Below are 23,436 nucleotides of genomic sequence, written 5' to 3'. Positions count from 1 at the left end.
ACACTTTTAAGGTTGCCCTTTTCTTATTTTTGAAAACGCTCGGAAACAGTTCCTTTTTTGCGATCACGGTGTAGTAGAAACCCTGCAAAGAAGGAGAAGCCGATGAGGAAGAAGATTACTCCTACAACAAATTGAAGCCAAATCCATGGGAATGGATTAAGTAAAATACCGAATAATGTATCGCGCATAAATTTAATTCCCGCTGCTGCCATGAGCCCAGGAATTAACAGTACAACAAAAGCGGCCATTCGTGCCATGCATATACCTCCTAACAACTACTTTCATTTTACAATGGGCATTTGGAAAGTCAAGAATACGAAACAATTTCAGTCTATTGAAAAGCCAAATTGTATAATATTTATGAAATAAAACTCTATATTAAATTAATTGAAAATTCTCACAAAAAGCATTATTTATGTTTATAGTTGATTAATGAACAATTAGAAAGTATTGTAAAATTAGGAATAAATAAATTGTAGCGTTCACTATAATTTCTGTTTAAAATAGCGGATTTTTTTTAAAACGAGAAAGTAGACGCTTTTTTGTGAAAAGGAGACGGTCGATTATGGAAATCTTCAAGTATATGCAGAAACATGATTATGAGCAACTCGTTTTTTGTCAAGATGAGGCATCAGGTTTAAAAGCAATTATCGCAATTCATGATACGACACTAGGCCCCGCACTTGGTGGCTCGCGCATGTGGACGTATGCAACAGAGGAGCAAGCGATTGAAGATGCGCTAAGGCTTGCACGAGGTATGACGTATAAAAATGCGGCAGCAGGATTAAATTTAGGTGGTGGCAAAACAGTTATTATCGGTGATCCATTTAAAGATAAGAACGAAGAAATGTTCCGCGCACTTGGCCGCTTTATCCAAGGACTGAATGGTCGCTACATTACAGCAGAAGACGTAGGTACAACCGTGTCAGATATGGATTTAATTCATGAGGAAACAAATTATGTAACAGGAATCTCTCCCGCATTCGGTTCATCAGGAAATCCGTCACCTGTTACAGCATATGGTGTATATATAGGAATGAAGGCCGCGGCAAAGGAAGCGTTTGGCAATGACTCTCTAAGCGGTCGCTCGATTTCGGTACAAGGTCTTGGAAATGTTGCCTACACGTTATGTGATTACTTGCATAAGGAGGGTGCACACCTCATTGTAACGGATATTAATAAGGCTGCAGTAGAACGGGTTGTTAACGAATTTGGAGCAACGGCAGTGGAACCAAATGAAATATATAGCCAGTATGTTGATATTTTCGCGCCGTGTGCACTAGGCGCCATTATTAATGATGACACGATTCCACAGCTAAAGGCGAAGGTCATCGCAGGCTCGGCCAATAATCAATTACAAGAATCGCGACATGGTCAAATTTTACATGAAATGGGTATTGTATATGCACCGGATTATGTTATTAATGCGGGTGGAGTTATTAATGTAGCGGACGAATTATACGGCTATAATCGTGACCGTGCAATGAAGCGTGTTGAAACAATTTACGATAGCATTATAAAAATTTCAGCGATATCTAAGGAACAAAACATTCCAACGTATTTAGCTGCAAATCGCCTAGCGGAACAGCGTATTGCGCGAGTTGCAAAGTCACGCAGTCAATTTTTACAAAATGAAAAAAACATTTTAAATGGCAGGTAACTAAGTTCGTATGGAGCGGAGGGGGTAATTACTTTGCTTCCGGTTTTCTAAAGGAGGGTTTTTCATGGCACAAGAGTATGATGTCGTCATTTTAGGTGGAGGGACGGGTGGTTATGTAGCCGCCATTCGTGCCACGCAGCTTGGGCTAAAAACAGCGATCGTCGAAAAGGACAAACTTGGTGGTACCTGTTTGCATAAAGGCTGTATTCCGAGTAAAGCGTTACTGCGGAGTGCAGAGATGTATACGCAGGCAAAACAGGCAACCGATTTCGGGGTGGAAGTTGGTGAGGTGAACTTGAATTTTACAGTTGTTCAGCAGCGTAAGGAGTCAATCGTTGAGCAGCTACATAAAGGCGTACAAGGTTTGATAAAAAAAGGCAAGATTGATGTATATAATGGTATTGGACGTATTTTAGGGCCTTCTATTTTTTCACCAATGCCGGGTACGATTTCAGTGGAGATGGCGGACGGCTCAGAAAATGAAATGCTGATTCCGACCAATGTACTAATTGCTACGGGTTCACAACCACGTACAATTGAAGGGATTCATGTTGATGGTCAAATAGTAATGACATCTGATCATATTTTGGAGCTTGAACACCTACCTGCATCCATTTTAATTATTGGTGGCGGTGTTATCGGTATAGAATGGGCGTCAATGCTCGCTGATTTTGGCGTAGAAGTGACGGTGCTAGAAGCAGGTGAACGGATTTTGCCGACAGAAGACGAGGATATTTCTAGTGAAATGGAAAAGTTACTAATAAAACGTGGAATTAAAATCGAGAAGAAAGTACAGTTGAAAATCAACACTTTACAAGTAACGAACGATCAAGTCTCAGTTGAAGCTGAATCTGATGACAACATGAAAAGCTTTACTGCACAAAAAATGCTCATTTCTGTAGGGCGTACTGGGAACTCAAGCGGCATCGGCACCGAAAATACTGAAATTATTGTTGAAAATAGCTATATCCAAGTAAATGACTTCTTTCAAACAAAAGAAAGCCATATATATGCAATTGGCGATGTCATTGGCGGGGTGCAGCTTGCACATGTCGCATCACATGAAGGCGTTTTAGCGGTGGAGCATATGGCAGGGCTTAAAACCGTACCGCTCGCATATGACAATATTGCACGCTGTATATATTCCTATCCAGAAGCAGCAAGCGTTGGTCTCACGGAGAAGCAAGCAAGTGCGCGGGGCTATACAGTGAAGGTTGGTAAGTTTCCGTTTAAAGGGATCGGGAAAGCATTAGTAAATGGAAATGCAGAAGGCTTTGTCAAAGTTATCGCTGACGAGCAGTCAAATGATGTGCTAGGAGTTCATATGATTGGGCCGCATGTTACAGACATGATTAGTGAGGCGGCACTCGGTATTTTACTTAATGCTACGCCATGGGAGCTAGGTGCGACGATTCATCCGCATCCATCACTGAGTGAAGTGATAGGAGAAGCCGCACTTGCTGTAGATGGCAGGGCAATTCATTTTTAATGCACTATACGAAAGGGGATGTTCGTATGACAGAAGCAATTTTAAAACATGAAGAACTTGGCTTAAAAAATGAAGATGTAATAAAAATGTATGAAACGATGCTACTTGCCCGCCGGATTGACGAGCGCATGTGGCTTCTTAATCGTGCTGGGAAAATACCATTTGTTATTTCGTGTCAGGGACAGGAGGCGGCTCAAGTTGGTGCCGCATTTGCGCTCGATTCTACGAAGGACTATATTGCCCCTTATTACCGCGATATAGGAATTGTTCTACACTTTGGGATGACGGCTAAAGATTTAATGTTATCAGCCTTTGCGAAAGCCGAAGATCCCAACTCAGGTGGTCGTCAAATGCCTGGGCACTTTGGTCAAAAGAAAAACCGGATTTTAACTGGCTCTTCTCCGGTAACGACGCAGGTACCACATGCAGTTGGTGTGGCGTTAGCAGGGCGTTTACAGCAAAAGGACTTTATTACGTTTGTGACACTTGGAGAAGGCTCGTCGAATCAAGGTGATTTTCATGAGGGAGCCAACTTTGCAGGTGTGCATAAATTACCCGTTATTATTATGGTGGAAAATAACCAGTACGCCATTTCAGTACCGGTAGAGCGTCAGCTAGGTTGTGCGAAAGTATCTGACCGCGGGATTGGCTACGGCATGCCAGGCGTAACAGTGGACGGCAAAAATCCGCTAGAAGTATATAAAGTTGTTAAGGAAGCGGCAGAACGTGCAAGGCGCGGGGAAGGCCCTAGTTTAATCGAAACGGTTACTTTTCGTTTAACGGCTCATTCATCCGATGATGATGATCGTCAGTATCGTACAGCAGAAGATATTGCTGAAGGCCGTGCGAAAGATCCCATTTTACTATTTGAGAATTATTTAAAAGAAATGGGTGTTGTGACTGACGAAGAGCTTGAGCTGATTAATGAAAAAATGGCACATATTGTCAATGAAGCAACAGATTATGCAGAAGCGGCGCCGTATGCAGAGCCAGATCATGCACTCAAATTTGTGTATGCAGAAGGAGGCGATGAGTAATGGCGGTCATGTCTTATATTGATGCAATCAATCTAGCGATGAGAGAAGAGATGGAACGTGACGAACGCGTTTTCATTTTAGGTGAGGATGTTGGACGTAAGGGCGGTGTATTTAAGGCGACGGCGGGCTTATATGATCAGTTCGGCGAATACCGAGTGCTCGATACACCGCTTGCTGAAAGTGCAATTGCGGGTGTAGCAATTGGTGCTGCGATGTACGGCATGCGTCCGATTGCAGAAATGCAATTTGCAGACTTTATTATGCCTGCGGTAAACCAAATTGTATCAGAGGCAGCGAAAATCCGTTATCGTTCGAATAATGACTGGTCTTGTCCACTGGTTGTGCGTGCTCCTTTTGGAGGTGGTATTCACGGAGCGCTCTATCACTCACAGTCAGTAGAAGCAATGTTTGCAGGGACACCGGGTTTAAAGATTGTCATCCCTTCTACTCCATATGATGCAAAAGGTTTGCTAAAAGCGGCCATTCGTAATGAAGACCCTGTGCTATTTTTTGAGCACAAGCGAGCTTACCGGTTAATTAAAGGGGAGGTACCAGTAGAGGATTATACTGTTCCGATTGGCAAGGCCGCTGTAAAGCGCGAAGGTGATGATATAACGGTCATTTCGTACGGTTTAGCTGTCCATTTTGCGATGCAAGCTGCAGAACGTTTAGCGGCAGACGGCATTGAGGTGCATATACTAGATCTTCGTACGGTTTATCCGCTTGATCAGGAGTCAATTATTGAAGCGGCCAGTAGAACTGGGAAAGTTCTACTCGTAACAGAAGACAATAAAGAAGGAAGTATTATGAGTGAAGTTGCGGCAATTATTGCAGAGCACTGTTTATTTGAACTCGATGCCCCAATTAAACGTTTAGCGGGCCCTGATGTACCGGCCATGCCGTATGCACCAACAATGGAGAAGTATTTCATGATTAATCCTGAAAAAGTAGAACGAGCAATGCGTGAGCTTGCGGCGTTTTAAAGAAAGGAGAGCTGATGATGGCTGTTCAGAATATTTTAATGCCGCAGCTTGGTGAAAGTGTAACAGAAGGCACGATTGAACGATGGCTCGTTCAAGTAGGAGATCGTGTAAATAAATACGATCCGATTGCGGAAGTCAATACTGATAAAGTGAATGCAGAAGTACCCTCATCTTTTTCGGGTACAATTAAACAATTAGTTGCAAGAGAAGGGGAGAAACTACCAGTCGGCGCTGTCGTTTGCACGATTGAATTGGAAGGCCCTACAGAACTACCACTACCGCCTGAAGAAAAGAAGTCGAATATTAGTTCAGCAATTTTGAATGCAGGAGTGCATAAGCCACTTGAGACGAAGTCATCGCCTAAGCAGGGCAATGAACCGCAGACACCAAAAGCACCTGCACGCTATTCTCCAGCCGTGTTAGCGTTAGCAGCAGAGCATGACATAGATTTAGCACTTGTTGAAGGTTCGGGCATGGAAGGACGGATTACGCGTAAAGACGTTCAGGCAGTTATTGCTTCCGGTGTACCAAAATTAGAGTCTAAATCCGAGCAGCATGCACCACAACATCATATACAAATGCCAATGAAAGAACTAGAAAAACATGCTACAGTATCAGGGGACATAGAAATTCCTGTAACGCCAGTACGTCGTGCAATTGCCAATAATATGTTACGTAGTACACTTGAAGTACCGCATGCTTGGATGATGATCGAGGTAGATGTGACGGAGCTTGTGGAATACCGGGATAGCATTAAGGGCGAGTTTAAGCAACGCGAAGGCTATAATCTGACGTATTTTGCATTCTTTGTGAAGGCTGTTGCACAAGCTTTAAAAGAGTATCCCATGATGAATTCGATGTGGGCTGGAGAAAAAATCATCCAGAAAAAGGACATTAATTTATCCATTGCCGTTGCAACGGAAGATGCTTTGTTCGTTCCTGTTATAAAGCAGGTCGATGAAAAATCGATAAAAGGTGTCGCAAAAGACATTTTTGACCTTTCGCAGCTCGTACGAAATGGAAAATTAAAACAGGAGCATATGCAAGGAGGCACATTTACCGTGAATAATACAGGGTCTTTTGGTTCCATTCAGTCAATGGGAATTATTAATTATCCGCAAGCTGCTATTTTGCAAGTGGAAAAAATTGTTAAAAAACCTGTGCTAATACAAGGGAATATGATCGCTCCAAGGCATATTGTTAATTTATGTTTGTCATTAGATCACCGAGTTTTGGATGGGCTAATTTGCGGTAAATTCCTTAATCGCGTAAAGGAAATACTCGAAAATGTCAATAAAAAGACGATGTCAGTCTACTGAAATATCCCCAGGAAGCCTATAAATAAAGGCTTCCTTCATTTTTTTTCTTTATTGTCTGAACTTTCTCATGTAAAATAATATTTAGAATATAGCGAGGGGGGAAGCTAGTTAGCGTCCATATGTCAACTAACATGAAAGAGATTGAATTTCAGGCAGCTAGTTATGAGCAATGGCAAGAGCAGGCAGTAAAAGCATTAAAGGGGAAACCTTTTGAATCATTATTTACGAAGACGATTGAAAACGTAACTCTTGAACCACTGTATACGCAGGCAACGCTTGTAGAAAAATTAGGCAAAGAGTTGGAGAAGCAAGTCTCAACAATTCGTACATTAGCTAAGGTGTCTGATTTCGAGGTAGCACAGCAAATTATTGGGGAAACGGCTGATGCATTTATCGCAAATCTGGAAGAGAGCCTAGCGCGTGGCAATGAAGTTTTGACTATTGATAGCCGTGTTCCATTTGCATGGGATGGTGAAATTGTCGGCAAGTTAGCAGATTATTTGACTGAATATTCGTTTAAGTTAATCGTGCAAAATGCAAATGACCCAGTGTTAGCAGTATTTAATCAAATCGAAGCAGCAAAACGTTCAGCTGTTGAAGGATTTATTCTAGCGCCCGAAACAATCGTACTTACGGACTATCCCAACGTCCGCACATACGCAGCCAATACAGTTCCTTATCATAATAAAGGTGCCAATGCGGTACAAGAATTAGCCATTGCATTAGCGGAGGCGAGCAAGTTTGCAAATGAGGAAGAAAGATTTGAAGCATTTACTTCGAAATTTTTCGTAAACTTTGCTATTGATACACAATTCTTTACTGAAATTGCAAAAATTCGTGCATTTAAAGTATTATGGAAAGCTTTTGCTTCAGCATTCGGCAATGAAGCAAGCGCTGTCCCAGTTGTGGCAGAAACATCTGTCCGCAGCTTTTCAAAACTTGATGTATACGTAAACCTACTGCGCGCTGGCAATGAAGCATTCGCTGCAGCAATTGGCGGTGCAGATGTGCTAACAGTTCATCCGCATGACGTATTAACAAAATCGACAGAGCAATCAGTTCGTATTGCCCGTAACGTATTACTAGTGACAAAAGAAGAGTCACAAGTATTAAACGTACTGGATCCATCAGGCGGCTCTTACTTCATCGAATCATTAACGGCAGATTTTGTGAAGGAAGCATGGGCATTATTTTTAGAAATTGAGCAAGCAGGCGGCATTGATGCTTATACAGCGTTAGATACGCAAATTGCAGAAGTATATGCTACTCGCATTAAAGCGGTAGAAACTCGTAAGCATTCTCTAATTGGTACGAATATTTATGCAAACTCAATGGACGAGCTTCCAGCAGAAGAAAACGCACAATTTGCAGATGTCCAACGATTAGCTATTCCTTTTGAAAACTTGCGTCGTAATTTTGCACAAGCAAATGCTAAAATTGCAATCCTTACTTACGGCGAATTGAAAAACTTCAAGCCTCGTGCAGATTTTGTTGCAGGCTTCTTTGCAACAGCAGGCGTTGTAGCAGATCAATCAGAAGCGTTCAAATCGATTGCTGAAGCGAAAGCTTGGTTAAATAGCTCGAATTATGACTATGTTGTTGTAGCGGCAACAGATGATGATACGAAAGCGTTGATTCCAGCTTTACTTGATGGAAAACGCACTAGTGTTGTACTTGATGCAGCTGGTAAATATAAAGAAGAGCACGTAGAGTGGACAGAAAATGGTTTAAATGGCTTCATATTTGCAGGTCAGAACATCATTGAAAAACTAAACTCTGTAACGGCGAGCATGAAGGAGGTACAACGATGAGTAAAGCAAATTTCGAATCAGTTGTCATTGAAGACGTATTAAAAGCGGAATCAATTACTTCAACTAGTACTTTCATGACAAATGAAGGCATCGAAGTCAAATCGGTGTATACACAAGAAGATATTCAAGATGTAAAACATATTCAAGATGTTGCTGGTATCGCACCAAATACACGCGGACCATACCCAACGATGTATGTGGCACGTCCTTGGACTGTTCGTCAATACGCGGGTTTCTCCACAGCAGAAGAATCAAATGCCTTCTACCGTCGTAACTTAGCAATGGGTCAAAAAGGGCTTTCTGTAGCGTTTGACCTTGCAACTCACCGCGGCTATGACTCAGATCACCCACGGGTAACAGGGGATGTTGGGAAAGCTGGTGTTGCCATTGACTCAATTGAAGATATGAAAATTTTATTTGACGGTATTCCACTAGACCAAATGTCAGTATCGATGACAATGAACGGTGCCGTACTACCGATTTTAGCTTTCTATATTGTTGCAGCGGAAGAGCAAGGGGTAACACCAGACAAGCTTGCTGGAACAATTCAAAACGATATTTTAAAAGAATATATGGTGCGTAATACATACATTTACCCACCGGCAATGTCGATGAAAATTATCGCGGATATTTTCGAATATACAGCGAAATTCATGCCAAAATTCAACTCGATTTCGATTTCGGGTTACCATATTCAAGAAGCGGGTGCAACGAATGATATTGAGCTGGCCTACACACTTGCAGATGGGCTTGAATACGTGCGTACAGGATTAAAAGCAGGTATTGATATTGATGCCTTTGCACCTCGACTATCGTTCTTTTGGGCAATTGGTATGAACTATTACATGGAAGTCGCAAAAATGCGTGCAGCGCGTCGTATTTGGGCTCAAATGATGTCTACGTTCAACCCGAAAAACGCTAAAACATTAGCATTACGTACACACTCACAAACGTCTGGCTGGTCTTTAACAGAACAGGACCCGTTCAATAATGTGACTCGTACATTAATCGAAGCGAATGCAGCGGCAATGGGCCATACTCAATCGCTTCATACAAACGCATTGGATGAAGCCATCGCATTACCAACTGATTTCTCCGCGCGTATTGCCCGTAATACCCAGCTGTTTTTACAAGAAGAAACAGGTATGACGAAAGTAATCGATCCATGGGGCGGCTCCTACTACGTTGAAAAATTAACGCAAGAGCTAACGGATAAGGCATGGGCATTAATCGAAGAAATCGAAGAGCTTGGTGGTATGGCAAAAGCGATTGAAACTGGATTGCCGAAAATGAAAGTTGAAGAAGCTTCAGCGAAACGACAAGCAAAAATTGACTCGAAAACAGAAACGATTGTCGGCGTAAACAAATACCGTTTAGCGGAAGAAGAGCCAATTGATATTTTAGATATTGATAATGCTTTAGTTCGCGTACAGCAAATTGAGCGCCTAGAAGCGATGAAAGCAAGCCGTGACGAAGCAGAAGTGCAAAAGCATCTTGCTCGTTTAACAAAGGCAGCACAGGACGGCGAAGAAAACTTACTTGCTGTAGCAGTTGATGCTGCCCGTGCACGCGCTTCACTTGGTGAAATTTCGGATGCAATCGAGGCCGTATCAGGACGTCATAAAGCGATCATTCGTTCAATTTCTGGTGTTTACTCTGCGAACTTTTCTGATGACGAAGCAATTTCAGAAGTAAAACAAATGACGGAAGAATTTGAAGCAAACGAAGGACGTCGCCCACGTATTTTAGTAGCGAAAATGGGGCAAGACGGTCATGACCGTGGAGCCAAAGTGGTCGCAACAGGTTATGCGGACCTTGGCTTTGACGTAGATATTTCACCGTTATTCATGACGCCTGAGGAAACAGCGCAAATGGCCAATGAAAATGACGTTCACTGTGTGGGCGTATCTTCACTTGCAGCAGGTCATAAAACGTTAGTACCGGAATTGTTAGCTGAGCTGAAAAAACTTGGTCGTGAAGACATTATCGTTATTTGTGGTGGAGTAATTCCAGCACAGGACTATGACTTCTTATACGAAGCCGGTGCAGTAGCAATCTTTGGACCAGGGACAGTAATTCCTGTATCCGCTCAAAAAATTATCGAAGAAATTTATAAACGTTTAGGCTATGAGGAAGTGGCTGAGTAATGCGTGAAAAAAAAGGGATGGAAGAGAGTGCTTTATATGTGATGGATGGCGTAAAGGGTGGTCATGATGGTATGAGCTACACAACACCAAAGAAGTTTCGTAAAAAAAAGCAACATCAGCTTGATATCCCAAGTCTAGCAAGTGAAGTACGCGCAGGTGAGCGTACTTCACTTGCAAAAGCAATTACGCTCATCGAAAGCTCGAACGCAGATCATAAGGAACAAGCGCAAAAATTACTACAAGAGCTACTCCCCTTTGCGGGAAATAGTGTAAGAATAGGCATTACAGGTGTACCCGGTGCAGGTAAAAGCTCATTTATTGAAGCATTTGGCACAATGCTATGTGCATTAGGTAAAAAGGTTGCGGTGCTTGCCATTGATCCAAGTTCCTCGTTATCTGGTGGCAGTATTTTAGGGGATAAAACGCGTATGGAAGAGCTTGTTCGGCAACCGAATGCTTTCGTTCGTCCATCCCCTAGTGCAGGTACACTTGGCGGGGTGCATAAAAAAACGCGAGAAACAATGCTTCTCTGTGAGGCGGCTGGCTATGATGTTATTTTAGTTGAAACAGTCGGCGTTGGCCAAAGTGAAACATATGTGCGCGGCATGGTTGATTTCTTCCTATTACTTGTATTGACGGGAGCAGGAGACGAGCTACAAGGTATGAAAAAAGGCATTATGGAGCTTGCAGACGGCATTATTGTACACAAAGCTGACGGTGATAACATTCGGATCGCACGTAGAACGATGCAGGAATACAAGCAAATTCTTCATTTCCTTCAGCCGGCAACCCCAGGCTGGATGAGTACGTCGATTTCCGTCTCTTCACTTGAAAAGGTGGGCTTAGACAAAGCATGGGAAATGATTGGCGATTTTGAACAAACTACGAAATCAACGGGCTACTGGGAAACCCGTCGCCTAGAGCAAACGCGTGATTGGTTCCATTCAATGATAACGGATCATTTAATAGATTCGTTTTATCAAAACTCAACGCGAAAATTACAAGTACGTTCCCTTGAAGAGGCCATTCTACAGGGGCGCTTAACTGTAACGCAAGGTGTCAATGAATTATTTACTGACGGACAAGCATAAGTGGTAACAAAAAACAGATTTTTAGCGTAACTGTTCTTTGCAGTTCTACACTTGTCCTGCTATGATAAAATGGTACTTTGAAAGGAGCGAAAACGCTTATGAATATGGACTATGATTTATTTATGCAACAAATTACAACAACTGCTCGTGCTGAAATGGAAGCTGCAGGTTATGAACAACTTCGCACAGTTGAAGACGTTGAAGCCGCTTTTGAACGTAAGGGCACTACTTTAGTAATGGTGAACTCTGTATGTGGTTGCGCAGGCGGCATAGCTCGTCCAGCAGCAGCACAATCTGTTCACTATGACAAACGTCCAGATTACTTAGTAACTGTATTTGCAGGTCAAGATAAAGAAGCGACTGCAGCAGCTCGCTACCTATTTGGTGAAGACCATTTACCATCTTCTCCGTCATTTATATTATTAAAGGATGGTAAAGTAGTAGGGGAAGTAGGACGTTATGAAATTGAAGGACATGATCCAATGTCTGTTGTAACAAATCTACAAGGAAACTTCGAAGAATACTGCGAAGAAGTATAGTCAGGTAGTTTTAACGTGTTAGTCTTTAGTTAGTGGGTAAGGACATCAACTCACCCTATTTTGTGTGAGTTATGTCGTTCTAATTAACTAGGGACTTGCACTTCCTAATACATAAAGGGAGTGGGCCCGATATGAAAAAGTTTTCAATCGGTTATCGTACGCTAAAAACGGCGCTGGGTGCTTCCATTGCGATAGCAATCGCACAATTTTTCGATTTACACTTTTTTACAGCTGCTGGGATTTTAACAATTCTTTGTATTCAGCCAACGAAAAGAAAATCTATTCACGCAGTGTATACACGCGTTGTTGCTAGTACGGTAGGTATGCTACTTGCATTCGTATTTTTCGGAACATTCGGTTATCATCCGGTTGTACTCGGAATCGTACTAGTGCTCTTTATTCCAACAATAGTATCGCTAGGGGTTGCAGAGGGTTTTGTATCTAGTGCAGTTATTATGATGCATATTTACTCAGAGGCAAACTTTACTATAGAATTTTTACAAAATGAGCTAGGATTGATGGCAATTGGTTTCGGGACGGGGCTCGCAGTTAATATGTATATGCCAGATATGCAGCACGAGCTCGTCCATTATCGTCAGAAGATCGAGGTACTTTATCGTAAAATATTTTCTGAAATTGCTAACTATTTAAGAAACGGTGATACGTTGTGGGATGGCAAAGAATTAATTGAGGCAATGGAGTTATTGAACAAAGCAAAGGCGCTTGCCTTTAATGATGTACAAAACCACTTAACGCGAAAAGATAATATGTATTACGTGTATTTTGATATGCGAGAGAAACAATTAGAAATTATCGAGCGCGTGTTGCCACAAATTACAGCCTTACCAGTCATCACTGCACAAGCACCACTCGTTGCTGACTTTTTAGAAGATTTGAGTAAGCATGTTCATTCAGGAAATACCGCAAGTCATTTCAGAGAAAAGCTAAACATTGTAAAGTTGGAGTTTGCAAAGATGCCGCTACCAACAAATCACCAAACCTTTTTGGCGATGGCAGCGCTGTATCAATTCATTGAGGAAATGGACGCGTATTTAGTTATTAAGCAATCGTTTAAAGGCTTAAATAAAAAATAGAGGATGCAAAATCGCACCCTCTAGTCTTTAGCCAATCATGGCAACGCCCATAGCTAATGTTGAAATTAACATAATCGCAACCATTGTATAAACAACGATCTTTTGAAATTTTTTATTACTCATTGAAATCGCTCCTTCATTCTATCTCTAAATAGTTTATCAAATCTGAAAAAATTCTCAAGTACTATCGACTTTTATGCGTTTATCTTCAATCAGCAGAAGACTCCTACTTGTATAGGTGATGAGATGAATGCAGTTCGATCTTTTTTCAGTGGGTGTTCAAACGGCAACTGAATGAAGATAAAGCCTCGAGCGGATGTCACAGATTTTGAAGGGAGTTAATTGTGTAAGCACAATTCAAAATCTGGACACAACTACGCCAAGGCAAATTTGATTGTAGTGAATTTTTTAGCCAGTTGAAAGGGAGTCTTAACATTGGAAAAAGTAGACCACATCGGAATTGCAGTAAGAAATTTGGAAGAACGTATTACATATTACACAGAAACACTAGGGCTAAAGCTACTTAAGGTAGAAGAAGTTGAATCACAGCAAGTAAAGGTCGCTTTCCTTGATGCAGGCAACGTAAAAATCGAACTTTTAGAGCCAATGAGCGAAAAAAGTACGATTCACGGCTTTATCGAAAAACGTGGCGAAGGGATTCACCATGTCGCATTTGGCGTTACAGGTATCCGTGAGCGTATGCAAGAGCTTCGTGAAAAAGGTGTGCGAATTCTTTCTGAAGAACCAAGCCCAGGTGCAGGTGGCGCGGAAGTTGCATTTATGCATCCAAAAGATTCATTTGGTGTACTTTATGAATTATGTGATAAAAGTGGAAAAGGGGAAAAATAATGACACTGACAATTGATATGTTTGATAAAATTAATGAACTGTATGATCGTAAAAGTGTAATTGAACAGGGTGGCGGCGACGCGCGTATTGAAAAGCAACATGAAAAAGGGAAACTAACAGCACGTGAGCGTATCGATCTGTTATTAGATGAAGGCACTTTCGTTGAAATTAATCCATTCATCTCTCACCGTACTGTAGATTTTGGTATGGAAAAATTAGAGGGACCTGGTGATGGAGTTGTAACTGGTTTCGGTAAAATAAATGGCCGTAACGTTTACTTATTTGCACAAGATTTCACGGTATTTGGCGGCGCACTTGGAGAAATGCATGCGAAAAAAATTGCATCGGTAATGGATTTAGCAGCTAAAAACGGTACACCGTTCATTGGTATTAATGATTCAGGCGGTGCACGTATTCAAGAAGGCGTATTGTCACTTGATGGTTACGGGCATATTTTCTACCGTAATGCGATTTATTCTGGTGTAATTCCACAAATCTCAGTAATTATGGGCCCTTGTGCGGGTGGTGCGGTTTACTCACCAGCAATCACAGATTTCATCTTAATGGTTGATAAAACATCTCAAATGTTCATTACTGGACCAAAAGTAATTGAAACTGTAACAGGTGAAAAAATTTCTTCTGAAGGTCTTGGCGGGTCTAAAGTGCATAATTCAATTAGTGGTAATGCGCATTTCCGTGCCGAAAATGAAGAAGCAGCAATTGCACAAATTCAGCAATTACTAAGCTACTTACCACAAAACAATAAAGAAAAAGCACCAAAACAACCGCGTCCTGAAGGCGATGACTATCGTTCAGAGTTAGTAGACGTTGTACCGATCGACCAAACTCGTTCTTACGATATTCGTAAAGTAGTTGAGCTTGTAGCAGACGAAGGATCTTTCATGGAAGTTCAAAAAGAATTCGCGAAAAATGTAGTTGTTGGTTTCGCGCGTATCGCAGGTGAATCTGTAGGTCTTGTATGTAACCAACCGAAAGTACTTGCTGGCGGTTTAGATATCGATTCATCTGATAAATTAGCACGTTTTGTTCGTACTTGTGACGCGTACAATGTACCAATCATCACATTCGAAGACGTTTCAGGCTTCTTCCCAGGCGTAAAACAAGAGCACGGTGGTATTATCCGTCACGGTGCGAAAATCCTTTATGCATACTCAGAAGCAACTGTGCCAAAAATTACAGTAATTGTCCGTAAAGCATACGGCGGCGCTTACGTAGCACTAAACTCGAAAGCAATCGGAGCGGATCTTGTATTTGCTTGGCCAAATGCTGAAATCGCGGTAATGGGTGCTGCTGGTGCAGCAAACATCATCCATTCAGGTGAAATTGCAAAATCAAATAATCCAGAAGCAACACGCGCAGAGAAGATTGAAGAATACAAAGAAAAATTCGCAAATCCATACGTAGCAGCATCTCGAGGAATGGTAGATGATGTTATCGACCCACGCGAAACTCGTATTAAATTAATTCAAGCATTAGATATGCTTTCTACAAAAGAAGAATCACGCCCAGCGAAAAAGCACGGCAATATTCCTCTATAAACAAAAAAGCGTATTCGCACCGTCTACATCTGTATCGAAAGGTGCATTGCCTATATAACTAGGCATCGTGTCATCTTCTGGTGCTGGAGGGACCTAAGCTCGAGGGTGTGGCGCGTATGACTAGAAAAAATAAGAAAACCTTATTCCACCAAGATCTTTGGAGGAATAAGGTTTTTTTTATTCAATACAATTATAAGTCGATATTTTTCATTACACGAACAGCAATTAAATCGGGTGTTGTGGAAAGTGAAATGGCAAGCTCTGTAAATAGCATAGATTGTACACTTTGTAAAAATTTAGAATCTTGAATCGCGAATTTTTTGTCAATTTGTTCTAATTCATATTTTTTTCGAATAAGTGTGTTAATCACGTTACTAATTTCTAGGCGATTCCCTTTTTTCATTATATCGTTATATGCCTGAGTACGGTGTAAGTTCTTTTCAATCCATTCCCCAGCAGGTGCTTTGAATGACTCGATTATTTCCTCAGCTTCCGCCTTATTTACTACATCGGACAAATTGGTTTTGTCACTATGAACGGGTACACTAATGGATAACTTTGGATCATTTAATGGTTGAAGCACATAATACTTTTTCGTGATGTCAGAGAACGTTTTTTCACAGATTTCAATAATACGACAAATGCCTTGCGTTGAGTATACAGCTAAGTCTCCAACATTGTACAAAAGTAGTCGCCCCTTATCTTGTTAAATATATTGTCAACCTAGTTGACTTTATTCTATTGTATCGAATGAATATTTTTTTGTCAACTAAGTTGACAAAAAACAGTCTCTTTTGTATAGTAGGTGCATATTAACAGAGTAGGTGAAGCAATTTGGGCTACGATTTACAACATTTAGATATGGTTGACTTGTTAAGTGAGCGCCTTATGTTGCTAAGACGCATTATGGAAAATAAATGGGATGCTTTTAGTGAAATTCCCATTGCCAATTCTGAATGGTATATGATTTCAAGGATTTATAAGCAAGAAACGACGATTTCTAGTATTTCTAAAAGCGTCAACATTTCACGTCAAGCTACACACAAGGTTATTAAAAAGCTTGAGGACAAACAGCTTGTGGATGTGCGAGATCATGAGCAAAACAAAAAATTAAAAAGTATTAAGTTAACGACACTTGGTGAACAGTGTTTTGAGCAATATGCGGAGCTTACGCAGCAATTGGAGCGGAAAATTGCCAATGAAATTGGAGAAGAAAGCTTAACTTTATTAAAGAATATTTTAAAGCTCGATTGGAAAGTGGATCGAGAAGTAGAATAGAAACACCACGCTGATTTAAGTTCAGCGTGGTGTTTTTTTTTGGAGGGGAAGGGTTACCGGACTTTATCGGGAACTTTAGAAAATCCATAATAAAAAGAGGGGCGATGACATAGCTGTCATCGCCCCTCTTTAAATACTAAAGCTTCTTCATCCTCACGCATAAGGCTTCATAAATATGAAGTTAGGCAACGAAAAAAGGTGGGTGTGCGGTGATGGACGTACACCTTTCTTATCTACATAAGGAAGGACAGCATCTCGCCCTATTTTGGATGATGTGTGTCTTTTTAATTATTTTCGAAACACTTAGACTTTTCACCCGCATACATATTACACTAAGTATACAAGGGGGCGTTATAATGAACTGGGTACAATTACAGGAAGCGTCGGAAAGTATAAAGCTACAGTTACTAACAATCGAGAAGTTAAAGAAGCAGCAGGAAACCATTGAGCGACAAGTACGGCATACAGACCATGAAATTGAAGACTTTAATGTTCAGTTATCGGAAGCACGTAAACAATTACATAAATTAGAAAAGTTTTCGTTTATTAATTTATTTCGGACTTGGTCTGGTAAGCATGATGAATTACTTGAAGAGCGACTAGATCTTATCGCAATTAAGGAATTAAAATTAATCGAAGCTCAGCTTACAAAAGAGGATTTACAAGATGATTTAGTTGATACGATACAAAAAATTAACGCAATAAATGAGGGCCATGCAAAACAACAGTTAGCTACACTAGAAAACAAAAAACAATTCTGGTTAATGGCGAATGCTCCAAATGTAGCGAATCAGTTAACGAACATTATTGAACAGGAGCTACTAGTGAAGCAATTGATCATTGAAATTAATGAAGCGATTGAAGCAGGTAAAACGGCAGTGAATGCACTAACAACGGCGGCTAGGTCTTTAAATAGTGCAAGTAGCTATTCCACATGGGATACGTTTTTTGGCGGTGGATTTATTGTAACAGCGTTGAAGCACGATAAGCTAGATCAATCGAATGCGTATATTCATAAAGCGCAAATTGCACTACAGCGCTTCCAAAATGAACTGTTAGATATTCAAGAGATGAAGCAAAATGCAGTCGAAGTTGAAGTTGACGGTTTTGTTAAATTCGCTGATTATTTCTTCGATGATATTTTTTCAGCCTGGTCGGTGCATTCGAAAATTGCAACTTCCAATAATCAAATTTCACGCGTAATAGATGACGTATCCAATACGTTATTTGATTTAAATTCGAAGCTTGCACTGGCAATAGAGCAACAAGCCAAAATTTTAAATGATAAACAAGGGATTTTGGCAATTGAAGATGAATCGTTGTTTTTCCAATTGTAGAGGCGTAAAATACAATAGTAATACAGCTTTTAATAAAGAGGGGTTTTTTAATGAATAGCCGTTTAGTAGATGAATTTTTAGAATTAGTGCAAATTGATTCAGAAACAAAGCATGAAGAAGTGATCGCACCAATTCTCGTAAAAAAATTACAAGGTATGGGTTTTGAAGTGTACCAAGATGATGCACATACACGCAACGGACACGGGGCAGGTAATATTATCGCGACGCTACAAGGTACATTAGACGTAGAACCAATTTACTTCACAGTTCATATGGATACAGTCTTTCCTGGTATCGGGATTAAGCCAGAAATCCGTGAAGACGGTTATATATACTCTGATGGCACAACAATTTTAGGGGCGGATGATAAAGCAGGCATGGCCGCATTATTTGAGATGGCACGTCGTTTAAAAGAACAAAATATCGTGCACGGAACAATTCAATTTATTATTACAGCTGGAGAAGAAAGTGGCCTAGTTGGCGCAAAAGAATTGGATCCAGCATTAATTCTAGCAAAATATGGTTTTGCGGTAGATAGTGATGGAAAAGTAGGAGGTATCGTAACTGCTGCTCCTTTCCAAGCGAAAATTCAGGCAAAAATTATCGGCAAAACTGCTCATGCAGGTGTGGCTCCGGAAAAAGGGATATCTGCCATTACGGTTGCGGCAAAAGCAATTGCTCAAATGAAGCTAGGTCGATTAGATGAAGAAACGACAGCGAATATCGGACGTTTTGAAGGCGGACAAGCAACAAATATCGTATGCGACGAAGTAAACATTTTAGCAGAAGCTCGTTCAATTGATGAAGAGAAATTAAACGTACAGACGGCTCATATGAAGGAGACGTTTGAGCGTGTAGCAGTAGATTTAGGCGCTCGTGCAGAAGTAGAAGTGAAGCTTATGTATCCTGGTTTCAACGTTACTGATAAGGATAAAGTAGTACAAGTGGCAATGGCTGCAGTAGAGGCAATTGGTCGTAAACCGCAGCTAGGGATTTCAGGTGGTGGTAGTGATGCCAATGTTATTGCAGGATTCGGTATCCCAACAGTTAACTTATCAGTTGGCTATGAGGAAATTCATACAACCAATGAACGTATGCCGGTAGAAGAGCTTGAAAAATTAGCTGATTTGCTAGTTGAAGTTGTTAAGTGTACTACAAAGTAATGAATAGAGGTGAATTTAATGGCATTTGAAAAAGCAGTCGTTTTTGGTTGTGGTCAAGAGGAATATGCCGTACCAGTGGATCAAGTCGTTTCAATTGAAAAGCTTGAACGTGTTACACCTATTCCACATCTTCCGAATTATTTATTAGGCTTTACACGTATTCGGGGCGAGCTCGTTCCGGTCATTGATTTTCAACGAGTATTGTATAACCAACCAAGCACAGGTGATTTAGCGCGTATTGTCGTGTTAAATACAGATACCGTGAACTATGGTTTGCTTGTGACAGAAGCGAAGGAAATACTTGATTTTAGTGAAAATGAACTGAAGCAAATGGGCTTAGTGAATTATGCAAAAACAAAATATTTCACAGCCGTTGCTAATTTAGAAGATCGCATGATTACATGTGTAGACCCAAAAATTTTAGTAGATTCTCTAGAAGGTATTCGCGAAATTATTGCATACTTACACAAAATGCTTGAAAATGAAGAAAAAATAAATGCATAAAATAGCGCTAGAAAGAGATTTCGGTCTTTTTCTAGCTTTTTTGGCGGATAAGAAAGTAGTACTTTCCCATCCGCATAGGTAAGGACATCAACTCGCCCTATCTTGTGCGCGTTGTGTCTTTCTAATATACTCACCGATTTTTTTTCATAAGTTGTTGAACATAAGCGAACACAGTTGGTACAAATACCGCTAGCGAAATAAGACTTAGTGTTAATAATAAATTTTCAGCAACCCACCGAATATTTCCTAGTAAATAACCGGATACGAGCCAAACAATCGTCCAAATAAGCCCCCCGACTACATTGAAACGTACGAATTTCCAGTATGAGAAGCCTGTATAGCCGGCGATAAACGGCGTCATCGTTCGCATAAGCGGCACGAAGCGTGAGAATGTAATGGCAATGCGGTCATAGCTTTCTAAAAAGCCATGCGCGCGGTCAAGTACTTGATCCGGCATAAAGCGAAGCAGTAATTTCTTTTCATCTGCAATTTTTCCCATCGTACGTCCAACAAGAAAGTTATTACTATCTGCTAGCGTAGTTGCAACAAAGTATAATATAAAAAGCGCAGCTACATTCAATTTATCAATAGAAGCGAGTGTCCCACTTGCAAAAACGAGTGAATCGCCAGGTAAAAATGTTAAAATGACAAAAGCGGTTTTCGAAAAAACGATAGCAAACAATACAAAGTAAATGTAAACGCCGAATTTTTTAATATAAAAATAAAGCTCTGTATCAAGCATTCGAAGAAATTCGATAATGTCCATAAGTAACATAGGCGTTCTCCAATCTTTACAAAAAGCATGTTCCCATTTTACTAAAGACTGCTGTAAAAGCATAATATATGTACTTGATTCCCTTAATTTAAAATTTTAGAATCTTTTTCTACTCGAAGTCCGTAAATAAAGTTCGAACTTAAAAATAATGAGGTGTTGCCTATGTTAATTTATTTTAGACCGAAGCTTATATTACCAAAAACAACTGCTGAAAAAATAGCGGATATTATTGGTATTGGTGCGCTACTAATTGCCATTCTCTACTTGATAATGTCATGGTCAAGTTTACCATTAGAAGTACCTGCTCATTACGGAATTGGGGGTGAGGTAGATCGTTGGGGCTCTAAATATGAATTATTATTGTTACCTGTCATTGGGTGTTTTCTTCATCTGATCTTGAATTTCGCTGAAAAACGACCTCATACGCATAATTACCCAGATCGGTTGAATGAATCGAATGTTGAAGCATTTTATACTCATAGTCGTAAAATGTTAAATTACACGAAAAATATTTGTAATATTTTATTTGCCTATATTACATGGCGCACGGTGCTTATTGGGCTCGGACAGGTGGAAGGGCTAGGGATGATTCCTTTTACTAGCATTCTAATTGCGCTATTTGTAGTAATTGGTTGGGGCATTTTTAAGTCAGTGAAAATTAAATAATAAAAAACACAATGCAAACGCTGCTGTTGTTTTATTAGCTAGCTTTTAAACGATGTCTCGTTCTAGAACTGCCTAAACTACTTTGTAGACTTTTTCAGTGCCCTCGTATATGCGAGGGCGTTTTTTAATGAATAAGAAAGAATAACTTTCCCATCCACATAAGTAAGGACATCAACTCGCCCTTTTTTGGGTGAGTTATGACTTTTTAACGTTCAAAATACGGTTCGGCCGAAAAATAAATAGATTACTGGATTACATATGTTACAATTTTTGGTGGGTGTAAATATTTTTAGAGGTGAAGTTTAAATGATGATGGAATTAGTATTGGTCGGGGCAGTTTTAATGGTACTTGGCGCAATGGTAGGCTTTATGAAACTTACTTGGTTACTAGCAGGCTTCAATGAAAAACGCGTAGAAAATAAAGATAAATTAGCTCGTTTAGTAGGTTTTCCTTTGCTCGCAATTGGTCTTATTTTTGTCAATGCAGGGATGGTTGGTGTGGAAGATCCGACTTCTTTATTTGCTGGTTTAGTCGTTGTAATACTCGTGCTAGTTGTCTATGTAAATGTGAAAATGGTGAAATAGGGAACAGAATTGATGACGGTAAATTTATCGGAGCCTATTTGTCATTGGGTTGGTTAAGTGTAATGGCGTATTTGTTAGTACAGTGGAAGATGTTGTGGAAGTAGTGAAAATTTACGCGGAAAAGTATATGTAAATAAAAAAGTAGCTCACTAGCATTAATGAAATGCACGGTGAGCTACTTTTTTAATCTTCTACTTTAAACCAGCCCGGAATGGTCATAATCATATTCCAAAATGGCTCTGGAATATCCAGTTCCTGTTTCTTCGAGCGGTATATTGCTGGGTAAATTGTATCATCCGCGTTTGTTGCTGCTTTTTTATACCAGTCTGGATCCATAACGATTGCATGAGCTAACGACACAAGCGGTACAACATTTAGTGCTTCCTCTACTTGACTAGGTGTTTGTAAGCCACCCACACCAATCACTGCTATTTTTTCTCCAACTTTTTCTTGGATAAGCGCAATACGTGAAGTTGTATCCTCTGCATCTCGCAATGAGCCACCGTTAAATTTATTTACAGAAATGTGAATATAATCAAGCTTCGTATTTGCTAAAGCCTCAGCAAAAATAAGTGTATCATTCATCGTAATACCTGGTTCCTCGCGCTCCTCAGGTGACAGGCGATAGCCGGTAATAAAGGGTCTACCGGCTTTGTTAGCTGTGTCTGTTATCGCCTTAACTACGGCTAGTGGAAAGCGCATGCGATCGTGTACATCACCGCCCCAAAAATCATCACGGCGGTTTGAATGTGGTGAGAAAAATTGCTGTACTAAATACGTATTAGCACCGTGAATTTCTACTCCATCAAAGCCCGCTTCAATTGCACGACGCGTAGCATCCGCAAAATGTTGTATCGTGTCATCAATTTCCTGTGTGCTTAATGCACGAGGCGTCTCCGCATTTGGGCGTAGTGCTGCAACAGTACTAGCGCTAACCGGTGTCTTGCCGTTTAATAACTTCGAATTTGACATACGCCCCGCATGAAAAATTTGTAAAATAGCTGTTGCACCATTATCTTTAATAGCATTTGCAAGTTTTGTTAAGCTAGGAATATGCTCGTCACTGTCTGCCGCAATCGATCTTTCAAAACCGATTGCCAGTGGATTCACTGCTGCACAACCTGTAATAACCGTCCCAATCCCACTTTTTGCACGCCTAGCATAGTATTTCAGTTCATCGTCTGATACATTTCCGTCCGAAAGTGAAGAGGAAATGGTCATAGGTGCCATCACAACGCAGTTTTTGACTGTTGCCCCGGAACGGAATGTGAAACTTTTTTTAAATGCAGGCATCATACATTCTCCTTTATCCATATGAGTTATTAATTATCATGATGTAAAATGGTTCCAAATTGCAACTAATTTGTTTGAGTAACGGTAAAATAAGGAAGTTTTTTTCGGAAGCTTTAAAACCAGTTTAAATGAATAGAAATACAAAGTTATAAAGATTTATCAAGTGATAGACTATATATAATTTGAGTATTTTGCAGTATAGTGAAATTTAACCTAATTAAAAATTCAAAAAAATTTGATTGAATAAATAACATTGT

General features: G+C 40.4%; 23 protein-coding genes. 18 read left to right on the top strand and 5 right to left on the bottom strand.

Annotated features, from left to right (window positions below; all coding sequences use genetic code 11):
- Positions 1–23 precede the first annotated feature (23 nt).
- Positions 24–257 carry a DUF2627 domain-containing protein gene (locus MHH87_RS10595; RefSeq protein ID WP_340749274.1) on the bottom strand — a complete coding sequence of 78 codons (234 nt, stop codon included), beginning with the start codon at positions 255–257 and terminating at the stop codon, positions 24–26.
- A gap of 308 nt (positions 258–565) precedes the next feature.
- Between MHH87_RS10595 and MHH87_RS10590 the strand changes: the two genes are divergently transcribed.
- From MHH87_RS10590 to MHH87_RS10545, 10 genes are all read left to right on the top strand, one after another.
- On the top strand, positions 566–1,660 hold the full coding sequence (locus MHH87_RS10590) for a Leu/Phe/Val dehydrogenase (RefSeq protein ID WP_340749273.1): 1,095 nt from the start codon (positions 566–568) through the stop codon (positions 1,658–1,660).
- Positions 1,661–1,724: 64 nt separating this feature from the next.
- A complete protein-coding gene (lpdA, locus tag MHH87_RS10585; protein WP_340749272.1) occupies positions 1,725–3,149 on the top strand; it encodes a dihydrolipoyl dehydrogenase in 1,425 nt (474 codons plus the stop codon).
- 26 nt (positions 3,150–3,175) lie between these two features.
- Positions 3,176–4,186 (top strand): thiamine pyrophosphate-dependent dehydrogenase E1 component subunit alpha, encoded by a 1,011-nt coding sequence (locus tag MHH87_RS10580; protein WP_340749271.1) that lies wholly within the window; start codon positions 3,176–3,178, stop codon positions 4,184–4,186.
- Positions 4,186–5,169, top strand: a complete 984-nt coding sequence (locus MHH87_RS10575) for an alpha-ketoacid dehydrogenase subunit beta (RefSeq protein WP_340749270.1) — start codon at positions 4,186–4,188, stop codon at positions 5,167–5,169. The genes MHH87_RS10580 and MHH87_RS10575 overlap by 1 nt, the downstream gene beginning before the upstream one ends.
- 17 nt (positions 5,170–5,186) lie before the next feature.
- Complete coding sequence (locus MHH87_RS10570) at positions 5,187–6,488, top strand: dihydrolipoamide acetyltransferase family protein (protein WP_340749269.1); 1,302 nt, start codon at positions 5,187–5,189, stop codon at positions 6,486–6,488.
- Positions 6,489–6,607: 119 nt separating this feature from the next.
- Positions 6,608–8,299, top strand: coding sequence for a methylmalonyl-CoA mutase family protein (locus MHH87_RS10565; RefSeq protein WP_340749268.1), 1,692 nt, complete (start codon positions 6,608–6,610; stop codon positions 8,297–8,299).
- Positions 8,296–10,446: a methylmalonyl-CoA mutase gene (scpA, locus tag MHH87_RS10560; RefSeq protein ID WP_340749267.1), complete on the top strand. Its 2,151-nt coding sequence runs from the start codon at positions 8,296–8,298 to the stop codon at positions 10,444–10,446. Before MHH87_RS10565 ends, scpA begins: the two co-directional genes overlap by 4 nt.
- Positions 10,446–11,537 (top strand): methylmalonyl Co-A mutase-associated GTPase MeaB, encoded by a 1,092-nt coding sequence (meaB, locus tag MHH87_RS10555; RefSeq protein WP_340749266.1) that lies wholly within the window; start codon positions 10,446–10,448, stop codon positions 11,535–11,537. Before scpA ends, meaB begins: the two co-directional genes overlap by 1 nt.
- A gap of 98 nt (positions 11,538–11,635) precedes the next feature.
- Positions 11,636–12,076: a BrxA/BrxB family bacilliredoxin gene (locus MHH87_RS10550; RefSeq protein ID WP_340749265.1), complete on the top strand. Its 441-nt coding sequence runs from the start codon at positions 11,636–11,638 to the stop codon at positions 12,074–12,076.
- A 131-nt stretch (positions 12,077–12,207) separates the two neighbouring features.
- Positions 12,208–13,170, top strand: coding sequence for an aromatic acid exporter family protein (locus tag MHH87_RS10545; protein WP_340749264.1), 963 nt, complete (start codon positions 12,208–12,210; stop codon positions 13,168–13,170).
- Between the two features lie 27 nt (positions 13,171–13,197).
- On the opposite strand, the gene prli42 is transcribed toward MHH87_RS10545, so the two are convergent.
- A complete protein-coding gene (prli42, locus tag MHH87_RS10540; RefSeq protein ID WP_340749263.1) occupies positions 13,198–13,293 on the bottom strand; it encodes a stressosome-associated protein Prli42 in 96 nt (31 codons plus the stop codon).
- 312 nt (positions 13,294–13,605) lie between these two features.
- On the opposite strand from prli42, the gene mce reads away from it, so the two are divergent.
- Both mce and MHH87_RS10530 read left to right on the top strand, forming a co-directional pair.
- Positions 13,606–14,019, top strand: coding sequence for a methylmalonyl-CoA epimerase (gene mce, locus MHH87_RS10535; RefSeq protein WP_340749262.1), 414 nt, complete (start codon positions 13,606–13,608; stop codon positions 14,017–14,019).
- A gap of 11 nt (positions 14,020–14,030) precedes the next feature.
- Positions 14,031–15,578, top strand: a complete 1,548-nt coding sequence (locus tag MHH87_RS10530) for an acyl-CoA carboxylase subunit beta (RefSeq protein ID WP_340750969.1) — start codon at positions 14,031–14,033, stop codon at positions 15,576–15,578.
- A 190-nt stretch (positions 15,579–15,768) separates the two neighbouring features.
- Here MHH87_RS10530 and MHH87_RS10525 read toward each other — a convergent pair whose 3' ends face one another.
- Positions 15,769–16,263: a CarD family transcriptional regulator gene (locus MHH87_RS10525; RefSeq protein WP_340749261.1), complete on the bottom strand. Its 495-nt coding sequence runs from the start codon at positions 16,261–16,263 to the stop codon at positions 15,769–15,771.
- Positions 16,264–16,412: 149 nt separating this feature from the next.
- Between MHH87_RS10525 and MHH87_RS10520 the strand changes: the two genes are divergently transcribed.
- The 4 genes from MHH87_RS10520 (at position 16,413) to MHH87_RS10505 (ending at position 19,860) form a co-directional block, all read left to right on the top strand.
- A complete protein-coding gene (locus MHH87_RS10520) occupies positions 16,413–16,856 on the top strand; it encodes a MarR family winged helix-turn-helix transcriptional regulator (protein WP_340749260.1) in 444 nt (147 codons plus the stop codon).
- A 356-nt stretch (positions 16,857–17,212) separates the two neighbouring features.
- The gene (locus MHH87_RS10515) at positions 17,213–18,193 is read left to right on the top strand and encodes a hypothetical protein (protein WP_340749259.1); all 981 of its coding nucleotides are present in this window, start codon (positions 17,213–17,215) and stop codon (positions 18,191–18,193) included.
- 50 nt (positions 18,194–18,243) lie between these two features.
- Positions 18,244–19,356, top strand: coding sequence for a M20/M25/M40 family metallo-hydrolase (locus MHH87_RS10510; protein WP_340749258.1), 1,113 nt, complete (start codon positions 18,244–18,246; stop codon positions 19,354–19,356).
- 18 nt (positions 19,357–19,374) lie between these two features.
- Positions 19,375–19,860: a chemotaxis protein CheW gene (locus tag MHH87_RS10505; RefSeq protein ID WP_340749257.1), complete on the top strand. Its 486-nt coding sequence runs from the start codon at positions 19,375–19,377 to the stop codon at positions 19,858–19,860.
- Between the two features lie 130 nt (positions 19,861–19,990).
- Here MHH87_RS10505 and MHH87_RS10500 read toward each other — a convergent pair whose 3' ends face one another.
- Complete coding sequence (locus MHH87_RS10500) at positions 19,991–20,635, bottom strand: DedA family protein (protein WP_340749256.1); 645 nt, start codon at positions 20,633–20,635, stop codon at positions 19,991–19,993.
- 162 nt (positions 20,636–20,797) lie between these two features.
- Here MHH87_RS10500 and MHH87_RS10495 point away from each other — a divergent pair, with 162 nt between their 5' ends.
- Together MHH87_RS10495 and MHH87_RS10490 are read left to right on the top strand one after the other, a co-directional pair.
- Positions 20,798–21,301 carry a DUF1648 domain-containing protein gene (locus tag MHH87_RS10495; protein WP_340749255.1) on the top strand — a complete coding sequence of 168 codons (504 nt, stop codon included), beginning with the start codon at positions 20,798–20,800 and terminating at the stop codon, positions 21,299–21,301.
- A gap of 306 nt (positions 21,302–21,607) precedes the next feature.
- Positions 21,608–21,886, top strand: coding sequence for a DUF3784 domain-containing protein (locus MHH87_RS10490; protein WP_340749254.1), 279 nt, complete (start codon positions 21,608–21,610; stop codon positions 21,884–21,886).
- Between the two features lie 183 nt (positions 21,887–22,069).
- On the opposite strand, the gene MHH87_RS10485 is transcribed toward MHH87_RS10490, so the two are convergent.
- A complete protein-coding gene (locus MHH87_RS10485) occupies positions 22,070–23,179 on the bottom strand; it encodes an NADH-dependent flavin oxidoreductase (protein ID WP_340749253.1) in 1,110 nt (369 codons plus the stop codon).
- Positions 23,180–23,436 lie beyond the last annotated feature (257 nt).

The sequence above is a fragment of the Solibacillus sp. FSL H8-0538 genome, from assembly GCF_038003525.1.
Lineage (GTDB): Bacteria > Bacillota > Bacilli > Bacillales_A > Planococcaceae > JBBOPI01.
The sequence above is the reverse complement of the archived record's forward strand: the minus strand, read 5'-3'. Positions and strand labels throughout refer to the sequence as shown.